The following is a 15959-nucleotide window of genomic DNA, read 5'->3' on the forward strand; positions in this document are numbered from 1 at the left end:
TGATGGCGACGATGACGGCGGACCAGCCCAGGCCCATGAGTTCGCCGAGGGCGTACCAGAGGGCGATGGAGAGGAACAGGAGCACGAAGTGCCCGGCGACGCCGGCGCCGGCGAGCATGCCGCCGCCTTTGCCGGCGCGGGTGCCGGACTGCTTGAGTTCGGCTTTGGCGAGTTCGATTTCCTGCCGGATCAGGGTGGACAGGTCCCGGGTGACCTCACCGAGGAGATCACCCAGGGAAGTGGTGTCGGCCTTCGCGTGCGCCTCCGTCGGAGGGATGTCAGGTATCTGGCTGCTCACAGGGGACGACCCCCACCCTCGGTATCATCAGTATCCCGGCGCCTCGGCTCGCCGTACCCTGGTTCGCCATATCCCGGCTCGCCGATCGCCGGCTCTCCGATGCCCGGTTCGCCGTAAGCGGGCTGGCCAGTGGCGGGTTCCCCATAGGCTGGTTCACCGTACGCGGGCTGGCCGTAGGCGGGCTGACCGTAGGCGGGCTGACCGGTCGTCTGTTCCCCATAAGTCGGCTCGCCGTAGGCCGGCTGGGTATAGGCGGGTTCTCCCAGTCCGGCCTGGTCATACAGCGGTGTGCCGATCCCGGCGTCAAGGCTGCTTTCGGTGACCGGCGGCTGGACGGGGTAGGGCGGAACTGTGCCCGCGTATCCTGCGGCGGTTCCCGTCTCCGGGGCACCGGCCTGCAGGCTGCGGCCCAGACGGCCTGCAAGCATGCCCGCGCCAGCCGCGAGGAGCAGGAAGGTACCGGGGCGCTGGCGGGCGAAGGACTTCACTTCGTCCAGCAGGGAGCCGGGGTCGCGGTTATCAAGCCACGACGCAACCGACTCGGAGCGGTCTGCGGCCTGCCGGATCAGGTCCGACGCAACGCCCTGCTGGTCCGGCGCGTCGGCCATGGAGCGCAGCTGCGACGAGATGGTGCGGATGCCTTCGGCGGCCTTGGTCTGCTGGGTACCGGCCTGGCTGGTCAGATCAGACTTCGCCTGGTGCAGCAGATCCTTGGCACTGTTCTTCGCCTCGTAGGCAACGTTCTTCGCCTCAGTCTTGGCCGTCCCGGCAACGTTCTGGGCGGCGACTTTAGTCTCGCCTGCGACGTTCGCGGCCTCATCCTTCGCCACGTCCTTCTTCGAGGATGCATCATCCTGGTAGCCCGGGCTGCCGGTGTAGCCAGTGGTGCCCGCTCCAGTTGCGCCGTAACCGGTGGTGCCGGCGCCGTAACCCGAATTCTGTGTGGCCGGGGGAGCGGTGAGGTCTTCATCCTGCGGCCATTGGTTCTCAGTCATCTTCGCTCTCTCTTTCCGAAAGGGTCAGTTGCTGTACAGGAACCAGCGTTGCTGGCATGCAATGGTAAGCATGTTTACTAATAAATAGTAAGCACCCTTGGCATTTTTTCTCAGCTTTACTTTGGTGTCATGGTACGAAGTGGGCCGAGGGCCGCGTAATGGCGCGGAATTCCGGCGCGCCCCTGCTCCCGGCATCAAGAAAAAAGCTAAGTAGCTTGCCAATCTGATAGTAAGCATGCTTAGGGTATAGGTGCGGGGCCGGAGTATTTGCCTCGGCCCGCCGGCGGACGCCCGCCACGCACGGCAGTTGCCGCTCTTCGGCGGCACAGCGCGCCGTGGCGTCGCACCGTCGTCGCCGGTTCAACGTGAACAGCCAAAAGTGGACAAGAAGTCAACATTCAAGGAGACAGAATGCTCGCCAAGGAACACATCGACGACCTGCTGAACAAGAACGGCAACATCCTGTCGACAGACGGGGGCAAGATAGGTTCCGTCGGACAGGTGTATGCGGACGACGACAACGGGCAGCCTACGTGGGTAACCGCACGGACGGGCCTTTTCGGTACCTCCGAATCCTTCATCCCCCTCGAAGGTGCCCGGGTTGATGGAGCCGACATCGTCGTCCCGTACACCAAAGAGCAGGTGAAGGACGCCCCGCGCGTGGATGCGGAGGGACACCTTGATCCCGCCGAAGAGGACCGGCTCTACGAGCACTACCAGCTGAGCGGAACGGTTACTTACACCGAAGCGGCGAACGGCCACACCGCCGACTCCGGCGGGACGGCCGACCGGTCCGCGGCCGGCCTTTCCGCCACTGAGCGGGATGCCGGATTCGCCGCCACAGGCGGCGGCGGAACGTACAGCGCGGCCGATGAGAGGGCTGGCCGTGACACGTACGGACTGGCCGACGGTGACGCCATGACCCGCTCGGAGGAACGCGTGAATGTCGGCACGGAAAGGCAGGCCGCCGGCCGGGCGCGTCTGCGCAAATACGTGGTGACCGAAAACGTAACCCAGACCGTTCCCGTGCAGCGCGAGGAAGTGCGGCTGGAGCGCGAACCGATCACCGACGGAAACAGGGGCGAGGCGCTGGGCGGGCCGGACATCAGCGAGGCAGAACACGACGAAGTGGTGCTTCACGAGGAACGTCCGGTGGTGGACAAGGAAACTGTGCCCGTTGAGCGAGTCAGGCTGGACACGGAAACCGTCACCGACGAGGTCACCGTGGATGAACAAGTCCGCAAGGAGCGCATTGAGGCCGACGGCGTAGAGAAAACCCGCCACTAATTGCCCCGCGCCGGGGCCGGCTTACTGGCCCCGGCGTTGCAGGCGTTGTGGGCTGGCATGTCGCCAGCACGGGCTCAAAGGGGAAAGAAGGTTCAAACCGATGGTCCCGAATCCTGACGCGGAGCAGTGGGGGCCTCACCAGCTGCTGTCCATGGCCGCCAGGCTTGTCCAGCGAAGGCAGGACCAGGCGCTGGCCGAGCTCGGCCTCACCCACGCTGCAGTCATCGCGCTGCAGGGCCTCCTTGCCGGGCCGTTGAACCAGGAACAGTTGGCCTCTGATATCAAAGTCCGCAGTCAGTCCATTGGCCGGGTCCTGTCGCGGCTCGAGGAGGCCGGGCTCGTGACTCGTGCGTCCAGTTCCTTGGACAGGCGGCACAACGAGGTTTCCATCACGGAAGCAGGCCGTCAGGCACTGGAGGCGGCCAGGAAAGCTGAGCAGGATGCGCTGCCCCCCGACGTCGTCGAGGGTACCGTCCTGGGACGGGAGCTGGCGCGGGTCATCAGCTACTTTCCGGGCCGCGCCAAGCCCGGCTCCGCAAAGAACCAGAATCCGGCCGCAGCCGTCGGCGACCCAGCCGCGGACGACACTGCGGAAGCCCGCTCATCCGTAGCCGGTGCGCCAGCAGAAGGCGCGGAGGTCGAAGGCGTGATGCCCGCAGCCAGTGCGTTTACTGAAGGTGTGCCGGCAAATGGGCAGCAGGCTTCGAGCGCGGATACTGCTGCGGAACCTGCCTTACAGGAACCCGCTTCCGGAGACGAGGTTGCCGCGCAGGACGCTGCGCCGGCGCCGGAGGACCACGGCGGAAGAAGGCAGAAGCCAGATGGCGTGAGCGACTCGGGCCCTGAGCAGGCGGACTGATCATTGAGGAAGGAAAGTGCCGCCGCGCCGCGCGCGGCGGCACTTTCCTGTTTGCGTACTCCGGTTCGGGCTCAATGCCGGACCTTGCCTTGGCTTCGCTGCGCGAGCCCTAGCGTCCCTCTCGCATCGGGTCCGGCCAGTTGCCGATGAGACCGGACATGGGGTCGGGCCAGTTACCGATGCGGCCGGACATGGGGTCGGGCCAGTTGCCGATGCGGCCGCGCATGGGGTCGGGCCAGTTGCCGATCCGGCCGCTAAGGGGTCCGGACTGGGGACGGGACGGGCGAGGGGCAGCGGACAGCGGGGCGTGGGTAGACATGACATGTTCTCCTGACTGAACTGATGGTCCTTGCGCAGGATTGCGCAGGTGGTCTTTTCTGCCCCGAATGCGGGCAGAGCTGACCTGTTCAGTCGGGGGAAGACCCCGGATCGACGGCTGGGCTGGAGGGAAGGTGCTGGGCAGCGTCGAACACGCGGACGCCGGCAAACAAGGGCGTCCGGTCCCAATCTCCCGCCACTTCGGCGGCCTGGGCGCCAGAGCCTTCTGAACCTGAGAAGGAGTTACCCGACGTTCCCTCGCTCACGGCAAAGGATTGAAGAAAGCGGTCGCCGGGCCGTGCAACGACATGCGGTTTGTGGACAGGGGGCCTGGCGCCGGCCAGTTCACGAATCTGGGGCGTCGTCATCTGAAGTTCGACCAGCGAGAGGCCCGTGCCGGCGAGCGGCAGTCCGGCGCCGGTAGCGGGCAGGACCTGGACTGCTGTTTCCACCGATGTTGCCGGCCCCGCATTGCCTCCTGCCGTCGGAGCGGCGGTCCGCGGCCCAACCGCCGAGGGCGGAGCGGCATGTGGCGGCGCAGCACGATCTGGCGCGTTCCCCCCGGCGCTGGGAACCGGCGTCGTCGGCGTGACTCCCGGTACCGGAGCCGCGGGCAGCCCCCGCGCCGGCACTGAAGGAACGGGAACCGAGGGAACAGGCACTGAAGGAACCGGGACTGAAAGAAGCGGCAGCGAAGGGACCGGCACTGACGGGGCCGGCACTGACGGGACAGGCACCGAGGGAAGCGGTAGCGAAGGAATGCCGGGCACAGCAGGCTTCGCAGGTAGCCGTGGCACCGACGAAACGATGTGCTCTGCGGCCGTTATCAGGTTGTCCGCCTTGGCGAGCACGGGCGCCGTCGCCGTGGTCACGGAAGTGACCGCCGTCGATGCCCTACTGACCACGGCGCCCGCCGTGCCCGCTACCGTGCCGGCGACACTGGACACAGGCTTGGTGACTGCAGCAGGAAGGCTAGGTGCTGCCGGCAGCGCAGGAACCACCGGCAGCAGCTTGCGCGCCGGGGCAACCTGGGAGACGGGGGACGCCAGCGGAGCAGACACTGCCGACTGCGCGATGGCAGTGACGGGAGCTGTGGCGAGGGAACCGGCGTTGAGGGAACCGGAGCCAAACGAGTCGTTGTCCCCGGATGCCGCGCCTGCGGATGCCGCGCCCCAGATAATCCAAGCCAGGGCGAGGAGAACGGGCAACAGGAGGGCACGCACGACCGCAGCCTTGTGAAGGCGCAAGCTCTTGCCCATTCGAATCACCCCCCAGCGCAATGGAAGACCAGAATATGCCCGGCGCCCGGTTCCGTCCATAGGAAAAAAGTATTTGCGCATGATCGGGTCCGCTGAACCGCAATAAAATTGGAGCAGAAGGTGCAAATGGGATGTCTGGATCCATCGTCGTCGTCCTTGTGCTGCTGGCCGCAATTGCCGTCGTTGCCATTGCTGCAACAGTGCTGGCCGTCCTGCGCGACGGGCGCGGCGAAGTCCGAAGCGAACCGTCCGAGGAGCCGTGGACTGCCGGAAACCTGCCCAGCGAGCCCTACGCCCTGATTCGCTTTAAGTAGCGAACTGGGAACCATCTCGGTGCCCTGGCCTTTGCAGCCGGCGCCGTCATTCATGGTTGGGAAGGGCACGCCTTGCCAGAGACAAAGTTGGTGCAGCCGCCCACGACTTGCGTGGCCGCCTGCACCAACCGGTAGTACGAATACTCAGATTAGATATCTACTCATTCGCGGCTCCTAGTTCCCGGCGTTCGCGGTCCGGGCTATCTCCTGTCCTCGACCGAATGCCGTGAAAACATCCAGCCACAGGCAATCATCAGCACGCCAAGCACCATGTGCGTCCAGTTGTCCGGCATATTCAGCGACAGGAAGTTGGCCGCCGAATCTACTCCGACACTGAGCCCGTAAATGCTGAGGACGATGTACAGCGCACCGGCGCCCATGAGGAACCTGCGCGCGCCCATTTCGCTCCGGGACATGGCCCAGCCGGTTGCGCCGATAACCAGCTGCACGATGTTGAGCAGCATGGATACCTGGAACAAGCCGAGGAACATGGCGTGAGAATCAGGCCCAAGGAACATCAGTTCGCCATACCGTGCGGTGATGCCCGGGATGAACCCCAGCACACCGACCACCATCAAGACAATACCTACACCCATGCCAGCGTTCTGGACGTCAGTCCTGCCAAAGTGAACGCCGTGTGCATGTGGGGATGCGGTAGTCATTTCTGCCTCCAACCACTGAATGCGGACAAGCTAAGTTTACGTCCGGCCCTCTGAAAAAGCGCTCGCGGTTGAGCTTGCCCGTACTGGTGCCAGCGGAGTGCGGTCCGACTTCTCACGCCGTTGAGCCTGTCGCAAACAGGCGGGCCGGGCCTCGCATGGCACGATGGGAGGCGATGAAACTGCGCGCTGACCAGACCGGAGACCGTGGCCTCCCCATGCCCCTGTGGCTGCAGGGCGGGCTCGAGTCCGCGCAGGCGGCGGTGATTTCCGCACTGCTGGTCATCGCACCCATCGTTGCGGTGTGGGCCACCTCGGGTTTCGGAAGCAGCGGCCTCGATGCCCTGGCGCGGCTCGCCGGCCAGGCTTGGCTGGTCATCCACGGGGTGCCCCTCTACCTCACCGCGGTGGGGGAGGGTGCCGCCGCCAGGCCGGAGACCGGCACCCTGTCGCTGCTTCCGCTGGGCCTGACCCTCGTCCCGTTCCTGCTGGCCTGGCGGGCGGGCAGGCGCCTGGCCCGGGCGTCGTACACGGACCAGTTGTGGCAGGCGCTGCTCGGCTCGTGGCTGGTCTATGCGGGTTTTGGCATCGCCACAGGATTCATCTGCCGGACCGAGGACGTTGGGGTCTTCCTGTGGTGGGCCGGGCTCCTCCCGTTGGTTCCGTTCGGCCTCGGCATGGTGATCGGCGCCCGGCGGGAGGCCGGTTCATGGAGCCGCCTGATCGGCGTCGACGCCGTGGACTGGATCGCCCGCACCAGCCAGCATTCGCGGTGGGCGGGTTCGTACTTGGCTTCCGCCGCCAAGGCAGGCTTCGTGGCTGTTATCGCGGCGCTCGCCATCTCCTCGTCCCTGCTGGCCTTGGATCTCTTCATCCACTGGAACCTTGTGGTGGCGGTTTATGAAAAGCTCGACGCCGGACCCGTCGGAGGCGCGGCCCTCACCATTGCGCAGCTCGGGTTCCTGCCCAACCTCGCAGTGTTCGCGCTCGCGTGGCTCAGCGGCTCCGGTTTCGCGCTGGGCGCCGGATCGCAGGTGGGTCCGCTGGGGACCGCCGTCGGACCGCTGCCCACCATCCCGGTTTTTGCGGCCATCCCTTCCGGCCCCCTCGACTTCGGACCGGTGGCGCTGGTGGTTCCCGTGCTCGCCGGGGTCCTGGCCGGCTGGTGGTTCCTGCGCGAGGGGGAAAATCACTTCGACGAGTGGCTGTCCATCAAGCTCCACGTCCGCTGGCTGACCGCCGCGGCGTCCACGCTGTTCCTGGCCCTCATCGTCGGAGCTGCTGCCGGCGTTCTGGCCGCGGCCCTCGCCTGGCTTGCGCGTGGCTCGGCCGGCATCGGCCGCCTCACGGATATCGGTCCAGACCCGCTGTGGACGGCTGTCTGGCTGATGGCGGAAGTCGGGATCGGCGTCGTAATTGGGTACGCAGCGGGACCGTGGCTGGAACGCCGCCAACTGCGGGACGCCGAGCTGGGGAGTGCACCGAACAGCAAATAGCCGGCCGAGCGGGCCGGCGGCCGGTGCCGGTGGCTCGCGGAGTTAGCGGACGGGCTGCTGAAGCGGTGCGGGCAGCGAGTTCTCCAGCTGGACCCGGCACTCCGTGCTTGCCTTGCTGGTTAGCGCCTGGCGGGAGCACTGCTGGAAGTCCCGGACCTGGTTGAAGAACAGTGCCGAGGTCAGGACCAGGAGAACCAGCACGGCCGAAACCACCAGGCCGGAGATGGTGCCGAACAGCACCAGCTTGGATTCCTTGAACCGGATTGCCCGGATGAGCACGATGATTCCCAGTGCGATGCCCGCCGCCGTCAGAAGGGCAGTGAGCCAGAGGTAGGCGATGTCCAGCTGGAACACGAAGAAGGCGCCCAGCACGGCCACAATGAACATGCGGAACAGCGTGTGCGTCTTCTGGAGCGAGGCTTTGGCCTCCTCGCTGAGCGGACGCGCGGTCCGCTGCGGCCCTTGGGGGCCAGGAGTGGGGTTCATGTTTTCCAGCCTACGCGAGCAGCCGCCTAAGCTTGAGCAATGCGCATAGTAGTCCTCGTCTCCGGAACCGGTTCCAACCTCCAGGCCGTCATCGACGCCGTTCAGGCCGGGGACCTGGATGTTGAGATCGCCGCGGTCGGCGCGGACCGCCCGGGAACCTACGGCGTGGAGCGCTCTGCTGCCGCCGGGATCGACACGTTCGTGGTGGACTTCAAGGCCTACGCGGACCGTGCGGAGTGGAACGCTGCGCTGACGGAAGCCGTGGCCGCGTACCAGCCGGAAGTGGTGGTGTCGTCAGGTTTCATGCGGATCGTGAGCCCGGAGTTCATAGACGCGTTCCAGGGGAAATACCTCAACACGCACCCAGCGCTGCTGCCGTCCTTCCCCGGCGCCCACGGCGTTCGGGACGCCATGGCCTACGGGGTCAAGGTCACCGGCTGCACAGTGCACTGGGCCGACGCCGGCGTGGACACCGGGCCCATCATCGCGCAGGAGGCGGTGGCCATCGAGGACGCCGACACTGAGGACACCCTCCACGAACGCATCAAAGTAGTGGAACGGCGGCTCCTGGTCTCCACCCTCGCGTCGCTGGCTGCTGAGTACGCCGCCGCGAAGTAGCAGCCCGCTAAGTGCCTTAGCAGGCGTGTGCCCAATCGATGATGGACTTGATCTCCTCAGGGTTTGAGCTGAACCACTCGCTTCCTGGACCGTCATCCAGCTGTCGGCCGCGGTAAAACAAGACTGAGTTGCACAACAAGCGCGCCAGCTGCCGAGCGCGCGGCCCCAGCCGGCAGCCCCACCTACTCGAGGCGGCGCTGGCGGGTTTCCGGGGAAAAGAACGCCATCCACAGCACCGACAGGACCACCAGGCCGCCGGCGAGGGCGAATGATGTGGCCAGCCCCAGCTGCGGCCAGAAGTAGTTCGCAAAGATGAGCGGGCCGAAGCCTGCGCCCAGCCGCGAGAACGTGGACGCCCAGCCGAAGCCGCTGCCGCGCAGTTCCGTGGGGTACAGCTCGGAAACGTAGGCGTAGAGCACCGGGATGGCCACCTGCACCACGAACCCGAACACCAGCAGCCAGAACACGGCAGCCGTGGGCACGTCCACCACGAACGCCACCACCACCAGGATCAGCGCGGACAGTGGCCCGGTAATAGCCAGCAGCCACTTGCGGCCCACGCGTTCCACGAGCAGCGCTGCCGCGATCACGCCCAGGAGCCCGACGGCGGCCATCCCCGCCGTCGTCAGGAACGCCTTGTACTCGGCGAACCCGGCGCCGATCAGGATCCGCGGCATCCAGGTCAGGGACAGGTAGTAGACCAGCAGGATGCTCATGAACAGAGCCCAGGCGGCGGTGGTGATCTTCCAGTTGAACTGCCAGACCCCGCGCAGCTGCTGCCACGCGCTGCCGGCGGAAAACCGCGGGACGGTCTGCGGCTCCGGCAGGCTGTAGGCCCGCGGCTCGGCTCCGGTGGCCTCGACCAGGCCGTCGATTACCAGAGCGGCTTCTTCCCGGCGTCCCTTGCGGATCAGGAACAGCGGCGACTCGGGAACGCTGCGCCGCACCCAGAACACCAGCAGGGCAGGCAGCACCATGACCAGCATGGTGAGACGCCAGTCGGCAAAAGAGGCGACGAGCCAAGCCGATACGAAGCCGCAGAGGGCAGCACCCACGGGCCACCAGCCGTCCATCGCGGTCAGCACCCGGCCGCGCTGCCTTCGGGGCGTGAATTCGCCTACCAGCGCGTAGTCCACGGGAATGCAGCCGCCCAGGCCGAATCCGGCCATGAAGCGGAACACACAGAACCAGAGGAAGTCGGGGGAGAAGGCGCCGAGCACCGTGAACAGCGAGAAGATCAGCAGCGTGGCCGTGAAGGCCTTCCTGCGCCCGATGGTGTCAGCGATGGTGCCCCAAATGAAGGCACCCAGGGCCATGCCTATGAGGTTGGCCGTGCCGATCCAGCCAGCCTCGCCCGGGGTGAGGCTCCAGTGGGTGGACAGCAGCGGAATGAGAATACCGTTCAGGGTGACGTCCCAGGCGTCGAACATGAACCCCAGACCGCCGATCACGAAGATCCGGCCCTGCACTTTCCAGCGCCACGGCAGCTCCTGGACTACCTGCTCGCCACTGGGCACAGCGGTGTAAATATTCATCTCGGCCTCCTGCTTAAACCTTACGTTGCGGAACACCCCGAAGCGGCGGACCGGGAACGCCCGGAAGAGCCGAGCCCCCGCGCCGGGAACAGCCCGGCCTTCACAGTCCGGCCGCCAGCAGGCGGCGGTCCGCCGACACGATAAACTGGGCCGTATCCCCACCAACCGCGGCACATCCACCGCGAGATAAAGACGGAGACTTTTGTGAGCTTGACGCAGCTTGACCGTGTTCCCATCCGCCGGGCCCTGATCTCGGTATACGACAAGACCGGTCTGGAGGAGCTCGCCAAGGGCCTGCACGCCGCAGGCGTCAAAATTGTTTCCACCGGCTCGACAGCCAAGAAGATCGCCGCGGCCGGCATCCCGGTCCAGGAAGTCGAAGAGGTCACCGGTTCCCCCGAGATGCTCGACGGCCGGGTCAAGACCCTGCATCCGCGCGTCCATGGCGGCATCCTGGCCGACCGCCGCGTCCCCGCGCACATGGAGACCCTCGCCAAGATGGAGATCGAGGCCTTCGACCTCGTCGTGGTGAACCTCTACCCGTTCGTGGAGACGGTCAGGTCCGGCGCCGCGCAGGACGACGTCGTGGAGCAGATCGACATCGGAGGCCCCGCCATGGTGCGCTCCGCAGCGAAGAACCACGCCGCCGTCGCCATTGTGGTGGACCCGACGTTTTACGGCGACGTGGTCCGCGCCGCTGCGGAAGGCGGCTTCGACCTTAAGACCCGCCGCCGGCTCGCCGCGAAGGCGTTCGCGCACACAGCCACCTACGACACGGCCGTGGCCACCTGGACCGCCAGCCAGTTCCTCGACGAGGACGGCGACGGCGTCATCGACTGGCCCGCCTACGCCGGCCTGGCCCTGGAACGCTCGGAGGTGCTGCGCTACGGCGAAAACCCGCACCAGCAGGCTGCGCTGTACGTGGACAAGGCAGCCCCCGCGGGCATTGCCCAAGCTGACCAGATCCACGGCAAGGCCATGAGCTACAACAACTTCGTGGACGCCGACGCAGCACTGCGCGCCGCCTACGACTTCGCCGAGCCCGCCGTGGCCATCATCAAGCACGCCAACCCGTGCGGTGTGGCAGTGGCTTCCGCCGACGCGGCCGACCCCATCGCCGATGCCCACGCCAAGGCCCACGCGTGCGACCCCGTCTCCGCGTTTGGCGGCGTCATCGCGGCCAACCGCACGGTCACCGCCGGCATGGCCCAGACCGTGGCCGGAATCTTCACCGAGGTGGTCATCGCTCCCGGCTTCGAGCCCGAGGCTGTGGAGATCCTCTCCAAGAAGAAGAACATCCGCCTTCTGTCCCTCCCGGAGGGCTACGGCCGCTACCCGGCGGAAATCCGTCAGGTCTCCGGCGGTGTGCTGGTGCAGGTCAGCGACAAGGTGGACGCCGACGGCGACAACCCCGCCAACTGGACGCTCGCCGCCGGCGAAGCGGCCGACGACGCCACGCTGGCCGACCTCGCCTTCGCCTGGACCGCCTGCCGCGCAGCCAAGTCAAACGCGATCCTGCTCGCCTCCAACGGCGCCGCAGTGGGCATCGGCATGGGCCAGGTCAACCGTCTGGATTCCTGCAAGCTCGCCGTCGAGCGGGCCAACACGCTGGGCGTTAGCGTGCAGTCCGACGTCGACGGTGCAGGCGGCGCCTCCAACGCCGACGCAACCGGTGCTCCCGCCCGTGCCCGCGGCGCGGTGGCTGCCTCCGACGCGTTCTTCCCGTTCGCCGACGGCCTGCAGATCCTGATCGACGCCGGCGTACGGGCAGTAGTGCAGCCCGGCGGCTCGGTCCGTGACGAGGAGGTCGTCGCTGCAGCCAACGCTGCGGGCATCACCATGTACTTCACCGGCGCCCGCCACTTCTTCCACTAGTCCCCACCGCCTCCCTAACCTCGCTGCGCTCGGCCGGGGAACCCGGGCGGCGTGGGCCCAACCACCGCCTCCCTAACCTCGCTGCGCTCGGCCAGGGAATCCGGGCGGCGTGGGCCCGAGTTAAAGCCCGACGGCGGCTGCCCCCTTAAGGGGACGGCCGCCGTCGGGCTTTTACTTGCTTAGCTTTCCTCCGTTTCCTCCTGGGCCGGCAACCGGAGGTCCCGGGGGACCGCTTCGGCCATCCGTTCCGGCGTCCAGTAGGCCAGGATCTCCTCGGGCGCCTGGCTGATGCTGTGGCCTACCGCAGCGTCGTCAGTGCTGCCCGCGTCATCCTTATTTCCGCTGTGCACTGTCATAGACCTTCATGATGGTCGAGCCCCAGAACGGCCCGAACATCGTGGTGGAATTCGTTCCGTACCCGTAGCTGTTGACCGAGTTCTGGAAGCCGTCGGCTGAACTTGCAGCATCCGTGTCGCCCCGGGCAAACCAAGGGCCGCCCGAGGAACCGCCCGTCATGTCACAGGAAATCCCCTGGGAATTGAACTGAGGGTTGATCGTGTCGTCCTTGGCCTTGCCTGTGCAGCTGACCAAGGTCTTGCCGGTGAACGGGGCCGCCGCCGGGTACCCAAAGGACTTGTATGTCAGCCCCCGGGGCTGGCTGAACTCCACACCGGAGGCACCCACCTTGTCGGCCAGGGTCTTGCCACCCACCCGGGCCACAACGGCGAAGCCGGTGTCGTAGCGGATATCGCCGCCGGAGGTCCAGTTCCGTGCCGCGTGCAGCGACCGGGCCGGCCATTGACCATACGGGGACAGGCCGTTGTTGTAGCCGGGAACAAACACCCAGTTGGTGGCGAAGGCGCCCGGCCCCTCATTAACGCAGTGGCCGGCGGTTGCCACGAGGCTCTTGTTCCGGGCGGCGACTGAGTTGCCGGAGCAGACGTAGTTGATTCCGGCGAGGGTGAAGAAGACCTTGCCGATGTGCGGCACCGGTTTTTCATCTGCGTGCAGGGCCGTGGTTACCGTGGTCTGCGGGGCGGTGCCGGCGATTCTCGTTGGCGCTCCCGTCGCCACGGCAGCCGAAGGCGAGGAGCCTTTGTTTTCGTGCCTGACCACGGCCTTGGCGGCCAGCAAATCGCCGGGAAGGGCGGCGCGCATGCGCTCGGGCGTCCAGTAGCCCTGCGGGCTGGACACGGGGGTGCTAGCAACTTGCAACTGGGTTGTATCCTGCGACGTTGCAGAAGAGGCTGTAGCGCCGCCGATGGCGCTCACTACCAGCAGCAAGCCCGTGGAGAGGCTCAGAAGGCTGCCAGCCAGTGTCTTTTTGCTCGTCATTTGCGGTCCTACCTATCAGGTGGGGCGGGCCCGGGAGGCACGCCGGGTGACTGATTGACCTACCCGGGGATGACAAGCTCGGTTAAAAACGATTCAGGTTTTCTTGCCAGGTAGGGGTGGTGCTGATCTGCCCCTGCCGCAAGGGGTTACTACTCAGTTCAGCCGCCGAAGCGGTATTCCTTTATGAGAGAAAGATTAGAGCCCCACCGCCCCGGAGACAATGGATAGTGTGGCGAAAGCCACACGAAGGGGGTAATCCAAGGGCATCCGGCCCTCCTGTTGAGGTTCAACCGGTTCACCTCGGGTAAGTTAAAGGTTGGTGAAATAGACCGGAATACCAGATACAAGCCGACCTTCAGGGAGACGCCCGAGCATGGCCAAAATTATCTATACCCACACCGACGAAGCGCCGATGCTGGCCACATATTCGTTCCTGCCGATCATTGAGGCGTTCGCGTCCACGGCAGGTGTGCAGGTGGAGACCCGCGACATTTCGCTGGCCGGCCGCATCATCGCCGTCTTCGGCGACTACCTCACTGAAGAGCAGCAGATCGGCGACGCCCTGGCTGAACTCGGTGAACTGGCGAAGAAGCCGGAAGCCAACATTATCAAGCTGCCCAACATCAGCGCATCCGTGCCGCAGCTGAAGGCCGCCATCGCCGAGCTTCAGTCCCAGGGCTACAAGCTGCCGGACTACCCGGACAACCCCACGTCCGACGAAGAGACCGCCATCCGGTCCCGCTACGACAAGATCAAGGGCTCCGCTGTGAACCCGGTCCTGCGTGAAGGCAACTCGGACCGCCGCGCACCACTGTCGGTGAAGAACTACGCCCGCCAGAACCCGCACTCCATGGGTGCTTGGACCCCCGAGTCCAAGACGAACGTGGCCCACATGGACGCCAACGACTTCCGCTCCAACGAGAAGTCCGTGGTGGTCCCCGCCGACGGCACCATCGAAATTCAGCTGGTCCGCGAGGACGGCACGGTCAAGGTCCTGAAGAAGGCCTTCCCGGTTCTCGCCGGCGAAGTCATCGACGGCACCGTGATGCGCGCCGCTGCCCTGGACGAATTCCTGGCCGCACAGGTAGCCCGCGCCAAGGAAGAGGGCGTGCTCTTCTCCGCACACCTGAAGGCCACCATGATGAAGGTCTCCGACCCCATCATCTTCGGCCACGTGGTCAAGGCCTACTTCTCCGAGCTGTTCGACACCTACGGCAAGCAGCTCGCCGCTGCCGGACTCAGCCCCAACAACGGCCTTGCCTCCATCCTCAATGGACTGGACGAGCTGCCCGAGGACGTCCGCGAGGGCGTTCAGGCCGCCATCAAGAAGGGCCTCGAAGAAGGCCCCGCGATCGCCATGGTCGACTCGGACAAGGGCATCACCAACCTGCACGTCCCCAGCGACGTCATCGTGGACGCCTCGATGCCCGCCATGATCCGCAGCTCCGGCCACATGTGGGGCCCGGACGGCCAGGAAGCCGACACCCTGGCAGTCCTCCCGGACAGCTCCTACGCCGGCATCTACCAGGTTGTCCTCGACGACTGCCGCGCCAACGGCGCCTTCGACCCCACCACCATGGGCACGGTTCCGAACGTCGGCCTCATGGCCCAGGCTGCAGAAGAGTACGGCAGCCACGACAAGACCTTCGAGGCCCAGGTCCCCGGCAAGATCCAGGTGGTCGACGGCTCGGGCAACGTCTTGATCGAACACGAAGTTGCCCCGGGCGACATCTGGCGCGCCTGCCAGACCAAGGACCTGCCCATCCGCGACTGGGTGAAGCTGGCCGTGAACCGCGCCCGCGCGTCCCAGACCCCGGCTGTGTTCTGGCTCGACGAGACCCGCGCGCACGACGCCAAGCTCATCGAGAAGGTCCGCGAATACCTGCACGAGCACGACACCGAGGGCCTGCAGATCGAGATTCTGTCTCCGGTGAAGGCCACCGCTTTCACGCTGGAGCGCATCCGTAAGGGCGAGGACACCATCTCCGTCACCGGCAACGTGCTGCGCGACTACCTCACGGACCTCTTCCCGATCTTGGAACTGGGCACCAGCGCCAAGATGCTGTCCATCGTTCCGCTGATCAACGGCGGCGGCCTCTTCGAGACCGGGGCCGGCGGCTCCGCCCCGAAGCACGTCCAGCAGCTGCTGAAGGAAAACCACCTGCGCTGGGACAGCCTGGGTGAATTCCTGGCACTGGCCGTCAGCTTCGAACACCTGGCCAACACCACGGACAACGCCCGCGCGCAGGTCCTGGCCGACACCCTGGACCGCGCCACCGGCACGTTCCTGCTCGAGAACAAGTCCCCGAGCCGCAAGGCCGGCGAACTCGACAACCGGGGCAGCCACTACTACCTGGCGCAGTACTGGGCACAGGAGCTCGCCAAGCAGTCCGAGGACGCCGAGCTGGCAGCCTCCTTCGCATCGGTCGCCGACGCGCTGACCTCCAACGAGGAGGCCATCATTTCCGAACTCCTGGGCGTCCAGGGCCAGCCGGTGGACATCGGCGGCTACTACCGCCCGGACGCCGTGAAGGCTGCCGCCGTCATGCGGCCGTCGGCGACGCTCAACAAGATCGTTGCCACGCTGAGCTGATTCTCTGACTCTCGACTGAGTCGTAGAGCTGA

The 15959-nt window shown here is 66.1% G+C and carries 16 protein-coding genes; 7 read left to right on the top strand and 9 right to left on the bottom strand.

Translation table 11 applies throughout. From position 1 onward, the window contains the following. Both G9E11_RS13325 and G9E11_RS21160 read right to left on the bottom strand, forming a co-directional pair. The coding region (locus G9E11_RS13325) for a phage holin family protein (protein ID WP_190607061.1) at positions 1-298 on the bottom strand (298 nt) is incomplete at its 3' end. After that, entirely contained in the window at positions 295-1293 is a 999-nt protein-coding gene (locus tag G9E11_RS21160) for a hypothetical protein (RefSeq protein WP_246468930.1), read from the bottom strand. The genes G9E11_RS13325 and G9E11_RS21160, both read right to left, overlap by 4 nt. Positions 1294-1704: 411 nt before the next feature. On the opposite strand from G9E11_RS21160, the gene G9E11_RS13335 reads away from it, so the two are divergent. Continuing rightward, positions 1705-2580, top strand: coding sequence for a PRC and DUF2382 domain-containing protein (locus G9E11_RS13335; protein WP_190606463.1), 876 nt, complete (start codon positions 1705-1707; stop codon positions 2578-2580). Positions 2581-2680: 100 nt separating this feature from the next. Beyond that, on the top strand, positions 2681-3439 hold the full coding sequence (locus G9E11_RS13340) for a MarR family winged helix-turn-helix transcriptional regulator (protein ID WP_190606465.1): 759 nt from the start codon (positions 2681-2683) through the stop codon (positions 3437-3439). A 109-nt stretch (positions 3440-3548) separates the two neighbouring features. On the opposite strand, the gene G9E11_RS13345 is transcribed toward G9E11_RS13340, so the two are convergent. Beyond that, entirely contained in the window at positions 3549-3758 is a 210-nt protein-coding gene (locus tag G9E11_RS13345) for a hypothetical protein (protein WP_190606468.1), read from the bottom strand. Between the two features lie 88 nt (positions 3759-3846). Continuing rightward, positions 3847-4980, bottom strand: coding sequence for a hypothetical protein (locus G9E11_RS13350; RefSeq protein ID WP_190606469.1), 1134 nt, complete (start codon positions 4978-4980; stop codon positions 3847-3849). Between the two features lie 167 nt (positions 4981-5147). Here G9E11_RS13350 and G9E11_RS13355 point away from each other — a divergent pair, with 167 nt between their 5' ends. After that, on the top strand, positions 5148-5330 hold the full coding sequence (locus tag G9E11_RS13355) for a hypothetical protein (protein WP_190606471.1): 183 nt from the start codon (positions 5148-5150) through the stop codon (positions 5328-5330). A gap of 200 nt (positions 5331-5530) precedes the next feature. On the opposite strand, the gene G9E11_RS13360 is transcribed toward G9E11_RS13355, so the two are convergent. After that, complete coding sequence (locus G9E11_RS13360; protein WP_190606473.1) at positions 5531-5992, bottom strand: DUF4383 domain-containing protein; 462 nt, start codon at positions 5990-5992, stop codon at positions 5531-5533. Between the two features lie 173 nt (positions 5993-6165). Here G9E11_RS13360 and G9E11_RS13365 point away from each other — a divergent pair, with 173 nt between their 5' ends. Next, positions 6166-7485, top strand: a complete 1320-nt coding sequence (locus G9E11_RS13365; protein WP_190607063.1) for a cell division protein PerM — start codon at positions 6166-6168, stop codon at positions 7483-7485. A gap of 42 nt (positions 7486-7527) precedes the next feature. Here G9E11_RS13365 and G9E11_RS13370 read toward each other — a convergent pair whose 3' ends face one another. Beyond that, a complete protein-coding gene (locus tag G9E11_RS13370) occupies positions 7528-7971 on the bottom strand; it encodes a hypothetical protein (protein WP_190606475.1) in 444 nt (147 codons plus the stop codon). Between the two features lie 39 nt (positions 7972-8010). Here G9E11_RS13370 and purN point away from each other — a divergent pair, with 39 nt between their 5' ends. Beyond that, entirely contained in the window at positions 8011-8589 is a 579-nt protein-coding gene (gene purN, locus G9E11_RS13375) for a phosphoribosylglycinamide formyltransferase (protein ID WP_190606477.1), read from the top strand. Positions 8590-8771: 182 nt separating this feature from the next. Here purN and G9E11_RS13380 read toward each other — a convergent pair whose 3' ends face one another. Further along, positions 8772-10124, bottom strand: a complete 1353-nt coding sequence (locus tag G9E11_RS13380; RefSeq protein ID WP_190606479.1) for an MFS transporter — start codon at positions 10122-10124, stop codon at positions 8772-8774. A 204-nt stretch (positions 10125-10328) separates the two neighbouring features. Here G9E11_RS13380 and purH point away from each other — a divergent pair, with 204 nt between their 5' ends. After that, complete coding sequence (gene purH / locus G9E11_RS13385) at positions 10329-11999, top strand: bifunctional phosphoribosylaminoimidazolecarboxamide formyltransferase/IMP cyclohydrolase (protein ID WP_190606482.1); 1671 nt, start codon at positions 10329-10331, stop codon at positions 11997-11999. A 179-nt stretch (positions 12000-12178) separates the two neighbouring features. Here the strand turns inward: purH and G9E11_RS13390 are convergent, their stop codons facing one another. Further along, positions 12179-12349, bottom strand: coding sequence for a hypothetical protein (locus tag G9E11_RS13390; RefSeq protein WP_190607127.1), 171 nt, complete (start codon positions 12347-12349; stop codon positions 12179-12181). Beyond that, the gene (locus tag G9E11_RS13395) at positions 12333-13334 is read right to left on the bottom strand and encodes a trypsin-like serine peptidase (protein WP_190606484.1); all 1002 of its coding nucleotides are present in this window, start codon (positions 13332-13334) and stop codon (positions 12333-12335) included. The genes G9E11_RS13390 and G9E11_RS13395 overlap by 17 nt, the downstream gene beginning before the upstream one ends. Positions 13335-13707: 373 nt before the next feature. On the opposite strand from G9E11_RS13395, the gene G9E11_RS13400 reads away from it, so the two are divergent. Next, positions 13708-15927: an NADP-dependent isocitrate dehydrogenase gene (locus G9E11_RS13400; protein ID WP_190606486.1), complete on the top strand. Its 2220-nt coding sequence runs from the start codon at positions 13708-13710 to the stop codon at positions 15925-15927. Positions 15928-15959: the final 32 nt, after the last annotated feature.

It is taken from the genome of Arthrobacter ipis, assembly GCF_014694315.1.
Taxonomy (GTDB): Bacteria; Actinomycetota; Actinomycetes; order Actinomycetales; family Micrococcaceae; genus Arthrobacter; species Arthrobacter ipis.